The sequence below is a fragment of the Enterobacter sp. WCHEn045836 genome (genome assembly GCF_003965585.1).
GTDB classification, from domain to species: Bacteria; Pseudomonadota; Gammaproteobacteria; order Enterobacterales; family Enterobacteriaceae; genus Enterobacter; species Enterobacter dissolvens.
Map to the genome: position 1 here is coordinate 221,371 of NZ_RXPT01000007.1, position 17,413 is coordinate 238,783.

At 53.6% G+C, this 17,413-nt stretch carries 20 protein-coding genes; 9 read left to right on the top strand and 11 right to left on the bottom strand.

What is annotated here, in order from left to right:
* Positions 1–60: 60 nt before the first annotated feature.
* Positions 61–168, top strand: a complete 108-nt coding sequence (gene yniD, locus EKN38_RS11540) for a small membrane protein YniD (protein ID WP_008500658.1) — start codon at positions 61–63, stop codon at positions 166–168.
* Positions 169–257: 89 nt separating this feature from the next.
* On the opposite strand, the gene EKN38_RS11545 is transcribed toward yniD, so the two are convergent.
* A complete protein-coding gene (locus EKN38_RS11545) occupies positions 258–467 on the bottom strand; it encodes a hypothetical protein (RefSeq protein WP_014831548.1) in 210 nt (69 codons plus the stop codon).
* Positions 468–729: 262 nt separating this feature from the next.
* Positions 730–1,488: a YdiY family protein gene (locus tag EKN38_RS11550; protein ID WP_014831547.1), complete on the bottom strand. Its 759-nt coding sequence runs from the start codon at positions 1,486–1,488 to the stop codon at positions 730–732.
* Positions 1,489–1,783: 295 nt separating this feature from the next.
* On the opposite strand from EKN38_RS11550, the gene pfkB reads away from it, so the two are divergent.
* The 3 genes from pfkB to EKN38_RS11565 all read left to right on the top strand — a co-directional run bounded on the left by pfkB (position 1,784) and on the right by EKN38_RS11565 (position 4,076).
* Entirely contained in the window at positions 1,784–2,716 is a 933-nt protein-coding gene (gene pfkB, locus EKN38_RS11555) for a 6-phosphofructokinase II (RefSeq protein WP_014831546.1), read from the top strand.
* Positions 2,717–2,819: 103 nt separating this feature from the next.
* Entirely contained in the window at positions 2,820–3,110 is a 291-nt protein-coding gene (gene ghoS / locus EKN38_RS11560; protein WP_014831545.1) for a type V toxin-antitoxin system endoribonuclease antitoxin GhoS, read from the top strand.
* Positions 3,111–3,215: 105 nt separating this feature from the next.
* Positions 3,216–4,076, top strand: a complete 861-nt coding sequence (locus EKN38_RS11565; RefSeq protein ID WP_014831544.1) for a fructosamine kinase family protein — start codon at positions 3,216–3,218, stop codon at positions 4,074–4,076.
* A 36-nt stretch (positions 4,077–4,112) separates the two neighbouring features.
* Here the strand turns inward: EKN38_RS11565 and EKN38_RS11570 are convergent, their stop codons facing one another.
* Entirely contained in the window at positions 4,113–4,649 is a 537-nt protein-coding gene (locus EKN38_RS11570; protein ID WP_014831543.1) for a YniB family protein, read from the bottom strand.
* A 148-nt stretch (positions 4,650–4,797) separates the two neighbouring features.
* On the opposite strand from EKN38_RS11570, the gene hxpB reads away from it, so the two are divergent.
* The 4 genes from hxpB to EKN38_RS11590 all read left to right on the top strand — a co-directional run bounded on the left by hxpB (position 4,798) and on the right by EKN38_RS11590 (position 8,562).
* A complete protein-coding gene (hxpB, locus tag EKN38_RS11575) occupies positions 4,798–5,469 on the top strand; it encodes a hexitol phosphatase HxpB (protein WP_014831542.1) in 672 nt (223 codons plus the stop codon).
* Positions 5,470–5,597: 128 nt separating this feature from the next.
* On the top strand, positions 5,598–6,359 hold the full coding sequence (gene kduD / locus EKN38_RS11580; protein ID WP_014831541.1) for a 2-dehydro-3-deoxy-D-gluconate 5-dehydrogenase KduD: 762 nt from the start codon (positions 5,598–5,600) through the stop codon (positions 6,357–6,359).
* A gap of 93 nt (positions 6,360–6,452) precedes the next feature.
* A complete protein-coding gene (locus EKN38_RS11585; protein ID WP_013097014.1) occupies positions 6,453–7,043 on the top strand; it encodes a metal-dependent hydrolase in 591 nt (196 codons plus the stop codon).
* Between the two features lie 127 nt (positions 7,044–7,170).
* Positions 7,171–8,562: an L-cystine transporter gene (locus EKN38_RS11590; RefSeq protein ID WP_126522080.1), complete on the top strand. Its 1,392-nt coding sequence runs from the start codon at positions 7,171–7,173 to the stop codon at positions 8,560–8,562.
* Positions 8,563–8,603: 41 nt separating this feature from the next.
* On the opposite strand, the gene cedA is transcribed toward EKN38_RS11590, so the two are convergent.
* Positions 8,604–8,858: a cell division activator CedA gene (cedA, locus tag EKN38_RS11595; RefSeq protein ID WP_071841842.1), complete on the bottom strand. Its 255-nt coding sequence runs from the start codon at positions 8,856–8,858 to the stop codon at positions 8,604–8,606.
* Between the two features lie 188 nt (positions 8,859–9,046).
* Here cedA and katE point away from each other — a divergent pair, with 188 nt between their 5' ends.
* Entirely contained in the window at positions 9,047–11,296 is a 2,250-nt protein-coding gene (gene katE / locus EKN38_RS11600) for a catalase HPII (RefSeq protein ID WP_014831538.1), read from the top strand.
* 38 nt (positions 11,297–11,334) lie between these two features.
* Here the strand turns inward: katE and chbG are convergent, their stop codons facing one another.
* The 7 genes from chbG to osmE form a co-directional block, all read right to left on the bottom strand.
* Entirely contained in the window at positions 11,335–12,084 is a 750-nt protein-coding gene (gene chbG, locus EKN38_RS11605) for a chitin disaccharide deacetylase (protein ID WP_014831537.1), read from the bottom strand.
* Between the two features lie 11 nt (positions 12,085–12,095).
* Positions 12,096–13,451, bottom strand: a complete 1,356-nt coding sequence (locus EKN38_RS11610; protein ID WP_014831536.1) for a 6-phospho-beta-glucosidase — start codon at positions 13,449–13,451, stop codon at positions 12,096–12,098.
* Between the two features lie 110 nt (positions 13,452–13,561).
* Positions 13,562–14,380 carry a transcriptional regulator ChbR gene (gene chbR, locus EKN38_RS11615; protein ID WP_014831535.1) on the bottom strand — a complete coding sequence of 273 codons (819 nt, stop codon included), beginning with the start codon at positions 14,378–14,380 and terminating at the stop codon, positions 13,562–13,564.
* A 29-nt stretch (positions 14,381–14,409) separates the two neighbouring features.
* Positions 14,410–14,757, bottom strand: a complete 348-nt coding sequence (gene chbA, locus EKN38_RS11620) for a PTS N,N'-diacetylchitobiose transporter subunit IIA (RefSeq protein ID WP_014831534.1) — start codon at positions 14,755–14,757, stop codon at positions 14,410–14,412.
* A 48-nt stretch (positions 14,758–14,805) separates the two neighbouring features.
* Positions 14,806–16,164: a PTS N,N'-diacetylchitobiose transporter subunit IIC gene (chbC, locus tag EKN38_RS11625; protein WP_014831533.1), complete on the bottom strand. Its 1,359-nt coding sequence runs from the start codon at positions 16,162–16,164 to the stop codon at positions 14,806–14,808.
* A 79-nt stretch (positions 16,165–16,243) separates the two neighbouring features.
* Positions 16,244–16,561 (bottom strand): PTS N,N'-diacetylchitobiose transporter subunit IIB, encoded by a 318-nt coding sequence (chbB, locus tag EKN38_RS11630; RefSeq protein WP_008500676.1) that lies wholly within the window; start codon positions 16,559–16,561, stop codon positions 16,244–16,246.
* A gap of 281 nt (positions 16,562–16,842) precedes the next feature.
* Positions 16,843–17,187: an osmotically-inducible lipoprotein OsmE gene (osmE, locus tag EKN38_RS11635; protein ID WP_003857836.1), complete on the bottom strand. Its 345-nt coding sequence runs from the start codon at positions 17,185–17,187 to the stop codon at positions 16,843–16,845.
* Between the last annotated feature and the right edge of the window lie 226 nt (positions 17,188–17,413).

Sequence of the window (17,413 nt, forward strand, 5' to 3'; positions counted from 1 at the left end):
TCTGTCCTGCGCAGCGCATATTTTGGTAGACTGAAGGAATCAACAGACAAGGATTAGGTTATGCCAACAAAACGATTTGCCGTAAAACACTGGAAAATGGTGCTGGTATTGATTGCCATCTGCGGTGCAATGCTGCTATTGCGTTGGGCGGCGATGATTTGGGGCTAAGCGGAAATTTCACGTTATACATAAATATATTCCACCTGTTTTTCGTCAATACGAAATACAGGTGGAATAGTGACATACACAATAACCTGTCAGGACCATTCACCTGCAACCAGTTTATGCACGTCAAACGCGTCATTCATCGATTGGCCGGTAGACTGTGCTCCTGGCGCGATGTTTGAACCGGCTTCAACGTCAGAGGCGCGAGTTATCCCGGCCTGGCTGACGTCATCCGCAGCAAACACACCAAAGGAGAGTGCGGAAAGCACCATTGCTGCAGCAGCATTTTGGATTTTTTTCATAACCATTATTCTCTTTCTGAAGTCATGCAATACTACTCAAGGCAAATGTCTGCCTGAGTATTCAGTATAACTCTGGATCATACTTTTGCCTCGCCCGGTTATTGATCAATTTGTGTCAAATAAACGAATGAGGTGTAGCCGGGATGAATTATGAAGAAATTAAGAAGAATTCAGAGGACCAATTATTTTAAAACGGCGTTTAATATAAAACAGCACAGTTTCTGAAAATAAAAAACGGGCCGAAATAATCGGCCCGCCTGCATTACATTTTATAGCCCAGTGAAACCGTGGTTCTGCGGTCGGTATGATCCGGCGCAGTCTCTGGAGGTGACGAGTTCCAGGTCACGTTATAAGCCACTTTCAGGCCAAAGTGTTCGTTGATGTCCACGTTCAGCGCTGTCTCAGAGTTCAGCGTTGTGTCGTCGGCACCAAACACAGAAACACCCTGGGTGAATTTGGTGTTGTCGGTCATCTGCCAGGCATAGGTGCCAGACGCGTAGCCGAGCGGTTGCGTTTTGGTATCGCCGTCGGTGTACTCGTCATAACGGACACCCGGACCGAATTCGAAACGGAAGCTATGAACCGGACCGTTCAGGAACTGGCGACCATAACCGGCAGTGAAGACATCGCGTTGACGATAACCGTTGTAACGGTCAGTCAGCCAGCTTGCCTGGCCAAACAGGTAGTCATAGTCAGTCATGTTGTAACGGCTACGTCCACCTACCGCGTATTTCTCGGAGGAGCGTTCATCGTTAGCGGAGGTGTTGCTGGCGTTTCCCCACAGAGACCAGGCGGTGGTGTTACCGTACCAGGTCAACGTGCTATCCGCCGTCAGAGAGGAGCTTTTCGTGTTACCGGATTGCGCCAGGTAACCAGCATTCAGGTTACCTTCGAAAGGTTTTTTCGCCGCGGTGGGATCGTCCATGACAGTAAAAACGGAATCATCGGCGGTCGCGTTCATAGCCGCAAACACGCCACCCGCCAGCATCAGTGCAGCGGGCACTGTCTTCAAAAGCTTCATTTTATTAAGGAGTCCGTACAACAAAAAAAGAGACCACACGGTCCCGGAAACTTTCTTGAGGATCAATGACAAGGCGTCCAGAGAAAGGTAACAAATTATAAAAAGCCGCAAATAACATAGCAATGTTTTCTTATTTCATTTTTTGAATAAGAACGATCCCAAAATGCGTTTTATTTTATATATCGCTTAACCTTCGCTTTTTCATTATTCATATTGAAAATCATACTGTTATTTACATTGCCTTCCTGCTAAATGGTGCCAGACTAAAAGGAACCCACGCTAAAAGGAGGTAATGATGGTTTCTATCTACACCCTGACGCTCTCCCCTTCCCTCGATTCCGCCACCCTGACGCCGCAGATTTACCCGGAAGGTAAACTCCGCTGCAGTGCCCCGGTGTTTGAGCCGGGCGGCGGTGGGATCAACGTGGCACGCGCCATCACTCATCTTGGTGGAAAAGCCACGGCGATTTTCCCCGCCGGGGGTGCCACCGGCGAGCACCTGGTTTCCCTGCTGGCCGATGAACAGGTCGCCGTGGAGACGGTCGAGGCCAAAGACTGGACGCGACAAAACCTGCACGTGCACGTAGAGTCCAGCGGGGAGCAATATCGCTTTGTGATGCCAGGCGCCAGACTGAGCGACGATGAGTTTCGTCAGCTTGAAGAGAAAGTGCTGACCATTGAAAGCGGTTCACTGCTGGTGATCAGCGGCAGTCTGCCGCCCGGTGTCAGTACGGAGAAGCTGGCAGCACTCATTCGTGCCGCACAGCAGCGCGGCATCCGCTGTATCGTAGACAGCAGCGGCGAGGCGTTGCAGGCAGCGTTAGAGCCGGGCAATCTTGAGCTGGTCAAACCAAACCAGAAAGAGCTGAGCGCGCTGGTTAACCGCGAACTTACTCAGCCAGATGATGTGCGCAGCGCGGCCCAGGAGCTGGTGCGAACGGGTAAAGCCCGACGCGTGGTGGTCTCTCTTGGCCCACAGGGGGCGCTGGCCGTGGATGAAACGGGGTCAGTGCAGGTTGTCCCACCGCCGATGAAAAGCCAGAGCACCGTAGGCGCAGGTGACAGCATGGTTGGGGCAATGACGCTGAAACTGGCGCAGGGCGCGACGCTGCTGGAGATGACGCGCTACGGCGTGGCGGCAGGTAGCGCGGCAACCATCAACCAGGGAACGCGGCTGTGTTCGCTGGCCGATACGCAAAAAATTGTCGATTACCTGTCCCGAAATTAACCCGGTTTCCCCTTCGCGCTGAAGGGGAAATGCAGTGCAAAGTCGCCAAACACACACTATCGACTATGCTAAGAAAACTTTCATGATAACAATGAGGTGAATTATGAGCAGTGGTGACATCACCCGCTACGTCGTTACCGTGAACCTTCATGAAGCGTCGCTGACCGAGCTGAATGAGCTTAACAACGCCTTTACCCGGGCCAATTTCCTGCTCACGCTGACGGATGAAGAAGGCAATATTCATGATTTAGGCACGCTGGCATTCGGCCTGATAAGCGCCCTCAGCGATGAGGAGGTTCGCGCGCTGGCGGAAAGCCTGGTTGAGAGTGTGACCGACAAGCCTGCCGAAATTGATGTGGATACCTGGGAAACCTGGCAGAAAAAAGAACAATAAGTGCCCTGCATGAAGGTAAACCGCTCAGGTGTGCGTTAGTTCGTATTTTTTTACCGCAGTTATGCGCTAACTTTATGATCTGGCAGACAACATGGGAGAGAGATCATGTGGCAGGCTATCAGTCATCTTTTACGTGAACAACTGGGCGAAGGTGAAATTGAACTGCGTAACGAACTGCCAGGCGGAGAGATCCACGCCGCATGGCATATTCGCTACTCAGGGCGCGATCTCTTCGTAAAATGCGATGAGCGAGAACTGCTCCCTATTTTTACCGCCGAAGCCGATCAGCTGGAACTGTTGTCGCGCAGCAAAACGGTCACCGTCCCTGAGGTGCTGGCCGTGGGCAGCGATCGTGACTACAGCTTTCTGGTCATGGAATATCTCCCTCCCCGTCCTCTGGATGCCCACAATGCTTTCATTCTGGGTCAGCAGATAGCGCGCCTGCATCAATGGAGCGACCAGCCGCAATTTGGTCTCGACTTTGATAACGATCTTTCCACCACACCGCAGCCGAACGCCTGGCAACGCCGCTGGTCGACATTCTTTGCCGAGCAGCGTATCGGCTGGCAACTGGAACTGGCCGCCGAGAAAGGCCTCGAATTTGGCAACATCGATGCCATCGTCGAACATGTCCAGCAGCGCCTGGCCTCTCATCAGCCTCAGCCTTCCCTGCTGCACGGCGATTTGTGGTCCGATAACTGCGCGCTGGGCCCTCACGGTCCCTATATCTTTGATCCGGCCTGCTACTGGGGCGACAGAGAGTGCGATCTCGCCATGCTGCCCCTGCACCCCGAGCAGCCGCCACAAATTTATGATGGCTATCAGTCCATTTCCCCCTTACCGCAGGGTTTCCTCGACCGTCAGCCGGTGTATCAGCTGTATACCCTGATGAACCGCGCGATTCTGTTTGGGGGCGAGCATCTGGTGAACGCGCAGCGGGCGCTTGAGCGCATGCTGGCCGCGTGAAGGCAGGACGGGTGGCCACAGGCCACCCTGTTCAGACTACAAAAAACCGAGCAGTGAGAAGAAGAAGTAGCCCGCCACAATAATGATCACAGGCAGGATATAGAGCGGGAAAATTTGCAGGAAAATGGAGTGACGCGGAACCACAATGCGGGACTCGATCTGTTCGCGGGTCATCCCTTCCGGGCCTTTGGCCTGTTCCAGAATCATCTGATCTTCCACCCCTTCACGTAAAAAACGGGTCTGACGGCTCATGCGTGCCCCAGAGGCCTGTAACGCCATGGCGATAAAGATCAGCGCATAGATAATCCAGAAACCGATATTGAGCTGCTGGTGAAAGTCCGGCGTGGGCGAGTTGAACCAGAAGACATTCAAAAATGGCGTGTTAAAACGCATCATCTCAATCATGACATGCGCAAAATCAAGCATAACCGCATTAATACCCGGCTGTTTTTCGCTGTGATCGTACATAAATTTGAGCACAGAAATCAGCGTAGAAATGACGGCTGGAATAAAAATCACCCAGCCCGCAACCCGTTTTAAGACAGCAATGCGTCCAGCTTGTTGATACGTCATCAGTTCCCCTTCATAAAGACGCGTTATTTGTCGCTAAGTCTACCTGCTGACCATCATTTTCGCCCGATCTTTAAAGGCAATATGCTAAATTGCAGATTGTACTTAGCACGTATCGTCTGTCGTACACCCTTGATAAGGAGACGTTGTGATGTCGACACCGCGCCAAATTCTTGCCGCTATTTTTGACATGGATGGATTACTGATCGATTCCGAACCTCTCTGGGATCGCGCCGAGCTGGACGTCATGGCCAGCCTCGGCGTCGATATCAGCCGCCGCCATGAGCTCCCGGATACGCTGGGCTTGCGCATCGATATGGTGGTTGATCTGTGGTATGCCCACCAGCCATGGGTTGGCCCGGATCGCGATGAAGTCACCGCCCGCATAATCAGCCGCGCCATTGCGCTGGTGGAAGAGTCCAGGCCGCTGTTGCCGGGCGTCCGTGAAGCTGTCGCTCTGTGTAAAGCACAGGGGCTGAAAGTAGGCCTGGCCTCCGCCTCCCCGCTGCATATGCTGGAAAAAGTGCTGACCATGTTCGAACTGCGTGACAGTTTCGATGCGCTGGCCTCTGCGGAAAAGCTCCCTTACAGCAAGCCCCATCCCCAGGTGTATATGGACTGTGCCGCTAAGCTCGGCCTCGATCCGCTGACCTGCGTTGCGCTGGAGGATTCTGTCAACGGCATGGTGGCCTCGAAAGCTGCACGGATGCGTTCCATTGTCGTTCCTGCTGAAGAGGGCCGGCACGATCCGCGTTTTGCGCTTGCCGACGTCAAGCTGAACTCACTCGCTGAGCTGACAGTGGAGCACTTGCGAGGCGAATAAGCACTGCGTTTCAGGCAGCTCATGCTGCCTGAAAATAAAATAAAACATCGTTTCATTTCATTTGCATTTCTCACAGCCGCCTCCTATTCTTAGCGTCAGAACGACAATACTCTGCTTCTGAGGCGCGTATGATACTGGATACCTTTACTCTTTCAGGAAAAGTGGCCATCGTCACCGGGTGCGATACGGGGCTGGGGCAAGGCATGGCCATCGCGCTGGCACAGGCGGGATGCGATATCGTGGGTGTAAATCGTAAAGCGCCTGAGGAAACGGCGACCAGCGTGACGGCGCTCGGCAGACGGTTTACGGCCATTCGGGCCGACCTCGGCCAGCAGGAGAGCCTTCAGGGCGTCGTGGAGCGTGCCGTCGCTGAGATGGGGCGCGTTGATATTCTGGTGAATAACGCCGGGACGATTCGCCGGGAAGATGCGCTGGCGTTCACGGAAAAGGACTGGGATGAGGTGATCGACCTCAATCTGAAATCCGTCTTTTTCCTCTCACAGGCCGTGGCAAAGCAGTTCATCGCTCAGGGTCAGGGTGGAAAAATTATCAATATTGCCTCAATGCTCTCCTTCCAGGGCGGCATCCGCGTGCCCTCTTATACGGCCTCAAAAAGTGGCGTGCTGGGGATCACCCGTCTGCTGGCAAACGAGTGGGCGGCGCATGGTATTAACGTCAACGCTATCGCACCGGGTTACATGGCGACCAACAATACGCAGCAACTGCGTGATGACGAGCAGCGTAGCCAGGAAATCCTTGACCGCATTCCTGCCGGGCGCTGGGGCGAGCCGGAAGACCTGCAGGGCCCGGTGGTGTTTCTGGCCTCTGCCGCCTCAGATTACGTGAACGGCCACACTCTGGCCGTCGACGGAGGCTGGCTGGCGCGTTGACCCGCTTTGTGACAAAGAGTTACACCGTCACCTCTTCCGCCTACTGTATAAAAACCCTATACTGTATGAATTGACAGTTTCCTGGGTTTTATCATGACGGCGGAAGGCCACCTGCTTTTTTCCATTGCGTGCGCAGTATTTGCCAAAAACGCTGAGCTTACCCCCGTGCTTGCACAGGGGGACTGGTGGCATATTGTTCCTTCTGCCGTGCTAACCTGCCTGTTGCCCGACATCGACCATCCAAAATCTTTTCTTGGGCAACGCCTGAAGTGGATCTCAAAACCTATCGCCCGTGCCTTTGGCCATCGCGGGTTTACCCACAGTCTGCTGGCTGTGTTTGCCCTGCTGACGCTGTTCTATTTAAAAGTGCCAGAAAGCTGGATAGTGCCCGCCGATGCCATACAGGGCATGGTGCTGGGCTATTTGAGCCATATTCTCGCCGATATGCTGACGCCTGCTGGCGTACCGCTACTGTGGCCCTGCCGCTGGCGTTTCCGCCTGCCTGTTCTCGTTCCCCAGAAAGGGAATCAGCTTGAGCGCGTGTTGTGCATGGCTCTGTTCGCCTATGCCGTCTGGATGCCGCAAACCTTGCCCGAAAACAGTGCAGTGCGCTGGTCATCTCAGATGATCAATTCGCTGCAATTTCAGTTCAATCGCTTTATTCATCACCAGATTGAACAGTAAACCAGCAAAATTATCGCATTTGTCATAACCCATTCCATTTGGATATAAGCGCGACATCACACTTCTGCTAACCTTGCGCCAACAGGACCGGTAAAAACTGGCCACATAATAAATCAGGAGAACGGGGATGAATTTTCCACTCATCGCGAACATTGTCGTGTTCGTTATATTGCTATTGCTTCTCGCCCTGGCGCGTCACAAACAGTGGAGCCTGGCGAAGAAAGTGCTGGTGGGTCTGGTCATGGGTGTCGTGTTTGGCCTGGCCTTACATGCCGTCTACGGCTCCGATAGCCCGATACTGAAAGACTCCATTCAGTGGTTCAATATTGTCGGTAACGGCTATGTCCAGTTGCTGCAGATGATCGTCATGCCGCTGGTATTTGCCTCTATTCTGAGCGCTGTTGCCCGTCTGCATAACGCTACGCAGTTGGGTAAAATCAGCTTCCTGACCATCGGTACGCTGCTGTTTACCACACTGATTGCTGCGCTGGTGGGTGTGCTGGTGACCAACCTGTTCGGCCTGACCGCCGAAGGTCTGGTTCAGGGTACTGCTGAAACCGCGCGTCTGACCGCAATTCAGACCAACTACGTGGGTAAAGTCGCTGACCTGACGGTGCCGCAGATGGTGCTCTCCTTCATTCCGAAGAACCCGTTTGCTGACCTGACAGGCGCCAGCCCAACTTCCATCATCAGCGTGGTGATTTTCGCTGCCTTCCTGGGCGTGGCGGCACTGAAGCTGCTGAAAGACGATGCGCCAAAAGGCGAGCGCGTGCTGACCGCTATCGATACCCTGCAAAGCTGGGTGATGAAGCTGGTTCGTCTGGTGATGCAGCTGACCCCTTACGGTGTTCTGGCACTGATGACCAAAGTGGTCGCTGGCTCTAACCTGCAGGACATCATTAAGCTGGGCAGCTTCGTTGTCGCCTCTTATCTGGGTCTGGGCATTATGTTTGTCGTACACGGCATCCTGCTCGGTGTGAACGGCGTAAGCCCGCTGAAATACTTCCGTAAAGTCTGGCCGGTGCTGACCTTTGCCTTCACCAGCCGTTCCAGCGCCGCGTCTATTCCGCTGAACGTCGAAGCGCAGACCCGTCGACTGGGTGTACCGGAATCTATCGCCAGCTTCTCGGACTCCTTTGGTGCCACGATTGGTCAGAACGGGTGTGCGGGTCTCTACCCGGCGATGCTGGCCGTGATGGTTGCGCCAACGGTTGGGATCAACCCGCTGGATCCGGTCTGGATTGCTACGCTGGTCGGTATTGTCACCATTAGCTCCGCAGGCGTTGCGGGCGTGGGCGGTGGTGCCACCTTCGCCGCGCTGATTGTTCTGCCTGCGCTGGGTCTGCCAGTGACGCTGGTTGCCCTGCTGATCTCCGTTGAACCGCTGATCGACATGGGGCGTACCGCGCTGAACGTCAGCGGCTCAATGACGGCCGGTACGCTGACCAGCCAGTGGCTGAAGCAGACCGACAAAGCCATTCTGGATAGTGAAGACGACGCCGAGCTGGCGCACCGTTAAGCAAATAAAAAAACCGCCATCAGGCGGTTTTTTTATACGTGTTATTCTTCAACTTCTTCATCCTGTCGAATTTGTACCGCCCACCGCTGAGCCGCTTCCGGCACATTAAATACTGGTGAACGCCGGAAGTGCTCGCCGATCAGCACAAAAGCCACGTATTTTCCACGTAACTGCCAGACATCGCGATACCCCTCCACCTTCAGCGCATGATCGGGGGGAGCGGGTTCGACACGGGGCACGTAGCTAATCACCTGGCGGTTTTGTTGACGAAGAGGTTTCATAAGCGACTGGTTCACTAAAGCAAATTCTTAAAGCAGGAAATTTCTATGATAGCCGATCCTGCCCCCATGCGTCGCGCCTTGCGTGTGGTTGACAGCGCCTTTTGCTAAGGCGGTGTCTGAAAAAGCTGAGTTCGCCTGCCCTTTCCTTACATTGTTCTATAGTTAACAGGGTTTTTTAGGAATGAATAAAGGAGAAGCGTGCAATGTCGAACAAAGATAAAACACATCAATCACCCATTCATGGCACTGAAGAATCACAGCCGGGTATGGACTCCCTTGCGCCTGAAGATGGCTCTCATCGCCCTTCACCGGGCCCCTCAGCCCCTGGCGAGCAGCCGACCGCGCCCGGTAGCATGAAATCGCCGGACACCGGCAATGAGAAGCTAAAATCACTGGAGCCACACCGCAAAGGCGGTGAAGGCTATGCGCTGACCACCAATCAGGGGGTGCGCATCGCTGACGATCAGAACTCCCTGCGCGCGGGTGCTCGCGGGCCGACTCTGCTGGAAGATTTCATCCTGCGGGAAAAAATCACCCACTTTGACCATGAGCGCATCCCGGAGCGCATCGTGCACGCGCGCGGTTCCGCCGCTCACGGCTATTTCCAGCCCTACAAGAGCCTGAAGGAAATCACCAAAGCTGACTTCCTTTCAGACCCGGACAAGATCACCCCCGTGTTTGTGCGTTTCTCCACCGTGCAGGGTGGCGCAGGCTCGGCAGATACCGTGCGAGATATCCGCGGCTTTGCCACCAAGTTTTATACCGAAGAGGGTATTTTCGACCTCGTGGGTAATAACACGCCGGTCTTTTTCATTCAGGATGCGCATAAATTTCCTGACTTTGTCCATGCGGTAAAACCGGAGCCCCACTGGGCGATACCGCAGGGACAAAGTGCGCATGACACCTTTTGGGACTATGTCTCCCTGCAACCCGAGACGTTACACAACGTGATGTGGGCGATGTCTGACCGCGGGATCCCACGCAGCTATCGCACCATGGAGGGGTTTGGCATTCATACCTTCCGGATGATCAACGCCGAGGGCAAAGCGACGTTTGTTCGTTTCCACTGGAAACCGGTCGCCGGGAAGGCCTCACTGGTGTGGGATGAAGCCCAGAAGCTGACCGGCCGCGATCCGGACTTCCATCGCCGCGAGCTGTGGGAATCCATTGAAGCGGGCGACTTCCCGGAATATGAGCTGGGGTTACAGCTGATCCCGGAAGAGGACGAATTTAAGTTCGATTTTGACCTGCTGGATCCGACCAAACTGATCCCTGAGGAGCTGGTGCCGGTTCAACTGGTGGGCAAAATGGTGCTGAACCGCAACCCGGACAACTTCTTTGCCGAGAACGAACAGGCGGCTTTCCATCCCGGTCATATCGTCCCCGGCCTGGATTTCACCAACGATCCGCTGCTGCAGGGGCGACTGTTCTCCTACACCGATACGCAGATTAGCCGACTTGGCGGGCCGAACTTCCACGAAATCCCGATTAACCGCCCTACCTGCCCGTACCATAATTTCCAGCGTGACGGAATGCATCGTCAGGATATCGATACCAACCCGGCCAACTATGAGCCGAACTCCATCAACGATAACTGGCCGCGTGAAACGCCTCCAGGCCCTAAACGGGGCGGATTTGAGTCGTATCAGGAACGTGTGGATGGCAATAAAATCCGCGAACGCAGCCCATCGTTTGGTGAATATTATGCCCACCCTCGCCTGTTCTGGAACAGCCAGACACCGATTGAGCAGCAGCATATTATCGGCGGCTTTAGCTTCGAACTGAGCAAGGTTGTCCGGACGTACATCCGCGAGCGCGTGGTCGATCAACTGGCGCATATCGATATTCAGCTCGCCCAGAGCGTGGCCGATAACCTCGGCATTACGCTGACGGATGAGCAACGCAACCTTGCGCCGCCGAAAGACGTTAACGGGGTGAAGAAGGATCCGTCGCTCAGCCTGTACGCGGTGCCGGGAGGCTCGATTAAAGGCCGGGTGGTGGCGATCCTGCTTAACGACAAAACCCGTGCCAGCGACGTTCTGGGGATCATGCAGGCGCTGAAAGCCAAAGGCGTACACGCCAAACTGCTCTACTCCCGGATGGGTGAAGTGACCGCCAATGACGGGTCGGTGCTGCCGGTTGCCGCCACCTTTGCCGGTGCGCCATCGCTGACGGTGGACGCGGTGATTGTGCCGTGTGGCGATATTGCCAGCCTGCTGACGAACGGTGACGCGGTCTATTATCTGCTTGAAGCCTATAAGCACCTGAAACCGATCGCCCTTTCCGGTGATGCGCGCCAGTTTAAAGCACGCCTGAATGTGGCCGACCAGGGTGAAGACGGGATTGTGGAAGGCGATAACGTGGACGACGCGTTTATGACGAAGCTGTTTGATCTGCTTGCCGCGCACCGCGTCTGGTCGCGCAGCAGCAAGATTGACCAGATACCGGCGTAAAAAAAAGCCGGGTAAGGCAAAGCCGCACCCGGCACTTTTCACAGATCCCTGAATGTCCCCAACCGATACCCGCGCTCGGCAATCGCGTATTTCAGCGATGGCGACGTCAGCACCTCCAGCTCCGCCAGGCGCGGCCAGCAGTAGGCGCTCTTACGCACGATGTTATCGACGAAAGCCGGGTGCGCCATCACCTCCAGTGACCGTTCTCCCCGGGCAGCGGAATCATCCAGCACCTTCAGGAACAGCGCTTCGTCGATTTCATCACCATAAAATGCACTGCTGAACCCCTCGGTTGTGGCCACTGCAACGTCCGGCAATCCGCGTACGTCGCGATCCACGCGCATCGCCACGCCTTTGCGCTGAGCAAATTCCGCGACGAGAGGGAAAATCGCCGGGATCATATGCACGTGGTGATGGCTGTCGATATGCGTAGGTTCGTGACCAAAGAGGTCAACAAAACGGTTGTACTGACAGTCCAGCTCGCGGGCAATCTCTTCGAGCGGCAGTGCGTCCTGTCCTGCCAGTTCCCAAATCCATTTCCCCAGATGTCCGTCGCGCGTCAGGCCTGGCATCGCTGAAAGCGGCATCCCCAGCGTCAGCACAAAGTGCATGCCCACGCCCAGCTCAGGCGCTTCACGGCTCAACTGCGCCGCGTGCGCTATCGCTTCTCCATTCACCAGCGCAGTGGTCGACGTCACCACTCCCCGGCGACAGGCTTCAACAATGCCGTAGTTCTGCCCTTTTGACAGGCCAAAATCATCAGCATTGACGATCAGCAGGTTTTCCATCGCACATCCTCTTAACGGTGTTGGAATTTAAGCTTCTCAATCGTGGCAGCAAAGTTTGGCAGCCATTTTTCATGCGCCAGTATCATCTCGCTGGCCAGCACTTCAGCATCGCGGTCGGAATGGACCAGCGGGCTGAGGTTCAACGCCAGCAGCACGTCATTCAACTCACCGCTCAGCGCAGCGTTGCTGGCCGCCACTTCAAACCCTTTGATGGTGTGAATAAGTCCCATCACGTTGTCATCAAAGTGAGTAATACGCGGATGCGGTTTTGCCCCCTCACGGCCCAGGATACAGGTCATCTCTACGGCCCAGTCGGCCGGGATATTGTCGATATGGCCGTGGTGCGGCACATTGACGTAGTGCTCAGCCTGCTTGTCATTGTAAATGGCGTTAATCACTTCGCACGCCGCGTCGGAATAGTACGCCCCACCGCGCTGTTCAAGCTCTTTCGGCTTCACGTTCAGATTCGGATCTTTATACAAATCAAACAGCTGCTTCTCAACTTTCTGCACTATCTGTGCACGTGCGCCGCCTTTATAGTACTCACCCATTTCGATAGCCAGCATCTCTTTCTGCTTGAAGTAGTAGAGCAGATACGAGCATGGCAGCAGATTCAGGGAACGGATGAGCCCTTCGCTGAACGGCAGGTCGAAGATATTTTTCACCGATGCAGCGGTCAGGCGACCGGAGGCCACGCCGTCCAGTAGTTCAGCAAAGCGAGACTGGCCGTTGACTATCACATCTTTGATGAACACCATGTGGTTGAGACCGAACAGATCGATAGAGAGATCGTCGTTGTCGGTCAGCTCCAGCACGTCGCGGATGAACATCTTCATGCCAATCGGGATATTACAGACACCAATGAAGCGTTTGAACCCGGTGTGGCGATAGACGGCCTCGGTCACCATCCCGGCCGGGTTGGTAAAGTTGATTACCCACGCGTTCGGGCAGATCTCCTGCACATCGTTGACGATGTCGAAAATGACCGGGATGGTGCGCAGACCTTTAAACAGGCCGCCCGCGCCGTTGGTTTCCTGTCCCAGATAGCCGTGGCTCAGCGGAATGCGTTCGTCCAGTTCACGCGCTTTGAGCTGGCCTACGCGCAGCTGGGTGGTGACGAAGTCAGCGTCTTTCAACGCCTGGCGGCGATCGAGCGTCTTATGCACGGTTAATGGCACACCGGCTTTTTCAACCATTCGTTTGCACAGGTCGAAAATAATATTCAGCTTTTCCTGACCTTCCTCAACATCCACCAGCCATAATTCGCTGACAGGTAATTCATGATAACGTTTCAGGAAACCTTCCAGTAATTCCGGGGTATAGCTGCTGCCGCCGCCAATGGTCACGACTTTTAATTTCTTTTGCATAACATCTCCCTTAGCGTATCAGGTTAATCGCCTGCAAGGTATAGCGGACTCTTCCCGCTATTTGGGCAAGCAATCAAGTCAATATTCGTGGCGAATACACTCGCCAGGCACTAATTAATTACCGTCAAATTCTTCCGGTAACTGTTTGGTGTGAATGAGGTAAATTTCTTAAAGGTTTTAATAAACAGGCTGGGGCTACTGTAACCGGACTCATAAGCAATATCGGTGACAGAGTAGTTGGTAATTTCCAGCTGTTTTTTGGCAAAATTAATGCGGATTTCATTAATAATTTGCACGGGCGTTTTACGATAATAACGCTGTGTCGCCCGGGTCAGGTATTCCTGGGATTTTCCGGACAGTGACACCATATTTTCCAGAGCATTCTCGCTGAACTGCCCTTTGTCGTGCATCAACTCGACGGTACTGCGAAGCCATTGCGGGACATCATCGGTCACCTGCTGCTCTTCACGGTGATGGCGAAGACGGTTCATTACGTAGAACGTCACGGTTTCGATAAACTCATCGAACTCATTGTCGCGGAAGTTGAGCGAGGCAATCACCGTTTCTATCCAGGTCATGAATTCGTTTTTGACGCGATAGACCTGTGACGCCACAAAGCAGAACGGCACCAGCGGCAGATAGTGTTTCTCAAAGAAGCGTCTGCTGACGCCAACGTTAAGAATGCGGGTGGCACCAAATTCATAAAAACTCTGGTGGTAAGACCCCATCGGCAGGAAGACAAAATCACCGCGCTCCAGCAGGACACGCTTGCCGTTAATCTCCTGATAGTAGCGGCCGGTCAGAACAATCGTGAACTCGTAGTAGTCATGCTGGTGCAGACCACTGGCGCTCTCCGTCTTGTTGTAAATAACCACGTGAAAATTCTTGCCATTAAACAGCTGCTGTTCAAGTGCGGTTTTGATTTCCATCGTGCTGACCTCCTGCTACTCAGTCTGACTTACTGCAGCTTCTCGTGAAGCTCAATTAACTCTGCCACCAGTTCGCGCGCCAGCATCGAGGTCATCAGGTGATCCTGCGCATGTACCAGCACCAGGCTGACTTTCATCTTCCCTTCCCCCTGGTCGCCTTCGATAAGCTTTGTCTGCACCAGGTGCGCTTCATTCAGCGCGATGCGGGATTGATCCATCATGGTCCTGGCGGCGGCGAAATCGCCCTGCTTGGCCTGTTTCAGGGCGGCATACGCCAGGCTACGTGCTTGCCCGGAGTTGATGATAAGGCCCATCACCACTTCTTCCAGATCGTTCTCTACGGCGTCTTCGGCTACGATACTATCCAAATCTAACATCTTTAAGCTCCTTTTCGCTGGCGCGGGCGACCCCGCGCCGGGCAATATTTAGAATTTCAGTGCGAGGGCGATATCCTCTTCGCTCTCTTCTTCATCAATTACGGTCGCGGCTTTGTTGGCTATCGCCACGAATGGCATATAGAGCAGTGTTGCAATCCCGAGGTTGAATATCGCCAGCAGGAAGGCGGCTACGCTACCGTTGGTATTGAAGAATGCTCCCAGACCCGCCGGCATGGTCCACGGCGCAATGTTGGTCACAGGCGGGATAATGCCCAGGTAATAGGCCGTCAGGGTGATCCCCGCCAGCAGCGGCTGAATCAGGACGAATGGAATGAACATCACCGGGTTCATGATGATAGGCAGACCAAACAGAATCGGCTCGTTAATCTGGAAGATGCCTGACGGCAGCGCCAGCTTCGCAACCTGACGATGGTCAGCGCGACGAGAGACAATAAAGACCGCGATGATCAGACCCAGCGTCGCCCCGGTACCCCCCAGGAAGATATAAGAGTCCAGCATCGGCTTCGCCCACACATGGAAGGTTTTACCTGCCGCCAGCGCCGCATCAACGGAGCCGTACTGCTGATAAAGTGCAACGTTTTCCAGTGCCCATGGGGTCATGATACCGCTGTCCAGCGCCGCCAGTGCCAGTGAACCATGCACGCCGAAGAACCACAGCAGGGAGGTGAAAATCACGTACGCCCAACCGACCACGCCACCCATCGACGCCAGCGGCGTAGAGATAGAGTCCATGATGATCTGGTGGAAGTTTGTGCCCCAGTGAGAGAGCGCCCAGGCAATAATCCCCATGATGGAGAGAATAATGAAGCCTGGAATCAACGCGGAAAATGAACGGGAAACGGAGGCCGGTACGCTATCCGGCAGGCGAATTACCCAGTTGCGACGGATAATAAAGGTGAACATCTCGGCAACCACCAGACCGATAACAATACCGGAAATAATGTTTGCCCCACCCAGCCAGTTAGCGCCTACCGCATAAGCTTCACCCACGCTATAAGGGGTGACGGTCATAAAGGCGGCAACGGATAATAACCCCGCGGCCAGCGGATCCACCTTGCGTTCTTCGGCTAATGCCATCCCAATAAAGAAAGGCGCCATCAGCGACATAATACCCAACGTACCGTTGTATACGTTGCCGCCGATGGCTTTAAAACCGTTAAGGGTTTCAATGGTTGAAGCGTCTAACCGAATTCCTAATGAATAAAAAAAGGAACCTTCACCGAAGCTCAGAAAAACGTTGTTAATTAAAACGAACATTGCCCCGGCCAGCGTCAACGGCATTAATTTAATAAAGCCGTTTTTGATGGCATTAACGTGAGGCTGCTTTCCTATTTTAACAGCAAAAGGAAGGAGTACCTTTTCAAGTGAAGCGATGACTTTACTCATAGGAAAATACCCTTAAATGCCGCAACCCAGGTCACGGCGTATTGTGTGTGAAATAACTCTTTGACGGGAAAAATAAAAATTAATTAGCAGCTTTTTTAATGGCTGCCACAGCAGCTTTCAGTACACCTAAACCATCAATCTTGCCATACAGTCCCGAGTCGATAACCTCGACCGGTTTATTCGGTAACAGACGTTGAATCTCTGGCAGCATGTACGCGATCTGCGGTCCCAGTAAAACGACATCCGCGGTCTGTCCTTTTTCGCCCGCCAGCGTTTCCGGGAACGCTTCTATCACGACAGGCACTTCATACTTTTCAGCCTGCGCACGCATCTTTGACACCAGCAGTGACGTTGACATGCCCGCAGAGCAGAACAGATAGATATGTTTCTTTTCCATAATAATTTCCCTCTTGTATGACTACCTGCCGTCGCGCTATCACTCGACTCGCTCTCCTGGCTGACAGGTAATGTGCTGACTGTTGTTTATCGTTGGAGTGAGTATACGTAATGGTACAGAGGGGGGATAATTCTGCACAGGCCTAAATTGTCTCTCATTGACCTGGCTTGTTGACTACCTTCACATTTCAGGCAAATAATTCGCGCAAAGAAATAAGATTTACGTATGCATAAAAAAACCGGCCTAAAGGCCGGCTTGTTAACATCCTCAGGCAAGCAGGGTTATTGCGCCTTAGGTGCCTGCGGATCGGTATCGTATTCAGCACAGGTCTGGTAACCGGAATTGATCACGTGACCGGTGTCATCCAGAGCAACAAAGTAGGTTTCTGCCTTACCATCACGTTGACCCAGGATATAGGTCTGGCAGGTACCACGCGCGTGGATCATCGTCACTTCTGAAGAAGGCTTACCGGCAATCGCCGCCACCTGCGAACGCGTCATGCCTTTTTTGACATCTTTTACCACCGGCTGTGTAAACTGATCTTTGGTGCGATCGTACGCCGTACACCCTGCCAGCATAGTCAGTACCGCCGCTGCGCTAAGAATTCCTGCTACGTTCTTGTTCATATTCCGTCCTCTTGTTTATCAGCGTGTTATCTAAGCATGGGATAAAAAGTACTATTGTTCAACTTTGCGAGTTACGCCAGACGAATTTCGGAAAATTCTAATAAAACAACGATAACCTGCTAAAACGCCGCAAAATAGCGCACTCGAAACTGTGATCCTTGTCGTTTTACGCCTGAAGGGTTAGTTTTAACAGTTAACACATTCTGTTTATGGTCTGCATATGGAG

Excerpts from the sequence above, each read along its gene's own strand:
- ghoS (WP_014831545.1), top strand. The coding sequence starts at position 2,820 with ATGAGCAGTGGTGACATCACCCGCTACGTCGTTACCGTGAACCTTCAT.
- chbC (WP_014831533.1), bottom strand. The coding sequence starts at position 16,164 with ATGAGTAAAGTCATCGCTTCACTTGAAAAGGTACTCCTTCCTTTTGCT.
- chbR (WP_014831535.1), bottom strand. The coding sequence starts at position 14,380 with ATGGAAATCAAAACCGCACTTGAACAGCAGCTGTTTAATGGCAAGAAT.
- pfkB (WP_014831546.1), top strand. The coding sequence starts at position 1,784 with ATGGTTTCTATCTACACCCTGACGCTCTCCCCTTCCCTCGATTCCGCC.
- kduD (WP_014831541.1), top strand. The coding sequence starts at position 5,598 with ATGATACTGGATACCTTTACTCTTTCAGGAAAAGTGGCCATCGTCACC.
- EKN38_RS11550 (WP_014831547.1), bottom strand. The coding sequence starts at position 1,488 with ATGAAGCTTTTGAAGACAGTGCCCGCTGCACTGATGCTGGCGGGTGGC.
- EKN38_RS11570 (WP_014831543.1), bottom strand. The coding sequence starts at position 4,649 with ATGACGTATCAACAAGCTGGACGCATTGCTGTCTTAAAACGGGTTGCG.
- EKN38_RS11585 (WP_013097014.1), top strand. The coding sequence starts at position 6,453 with ATGACGGCGGAAGGCCACCTGCTTTTTTCCATTGCGTGCGCAGTATTT.
- EKN38_RS11610 (WP_014831536.1), bottom strand. The coding sequence starts at position 13,451 with ATGCAAAAGAAATTAAAAGTCGTGACCATTGGCGGCGGCAGCAGCTAT.
- yniD (WP_008500658.1), top strand. The coding sequence starts at position 61 with ATGCCAACAAAACGATTTGCCGTAAAACACTGGAAAATGGTGCTGGTA.
- chbB (WP_008500676.1), bottom strand. The coding sequence starts at position 16,561 with ATGGAAAAGAAACATATCTATCTGTTCTGCTCTGCGGGCATGTCAACG.
- EKN38_RS11545 (WP_014831548.1), bottom strand. The coding sequence starts at position 467 with ATGAAAAAAATCCAAAATGCTGCTGCAGCAATGGTGCTTTCCGCACTC.
- chbA (WP_014831534.1), bottom strand. The coding sequence starts at position 14,757 with ATGTTAGATTTGGATAGTATCGTAGCCGAAGACGCCGTAGAGAACGAT.
- chbG (WP_014831537.1), bottom strand. The coding sequence starts at position 12,084 with ATGGAAAACCTGCTGATCGTCAATGCTGATGATTTTGGCCTGTCAAAA.
- EKN38_RS11590 (WP_126522080.1), top strand. The coding sequence starts at position 7,171 with ATGAATTTTCCACTCATCGCGAACATTGTCGTGTTCGTTATATTGCTA.
- katE (WP_014831538.1), top strand. The coding sequence starts at position 9,047 with ATGTCGAACAAAGATAAAACACATCAATCACCCATTCATGGCACTGAA.
- osmE (WP_003857836.1), bottom strand. The coding sequence starts at position 17,187 with ATGAACAAGAACGTAGCAGGAATTCTTAGCGCAGCGGCGGTACTGACT.
- hxpB (WP_014831542.1), top strand. The coding sequence starts at position 4,798 with ATGTCGACACCGCGCCAAATTCTTGCCGCTATTTTTGACATGGATGGA.
- EKN38_RS11565 (WP_014831544.1), top strand. The coding sequence starts at position 3,216 with ATGTGGCAGGCTATCAGTCATCTTTTACGTGAACAACTGGGCGAAGGT.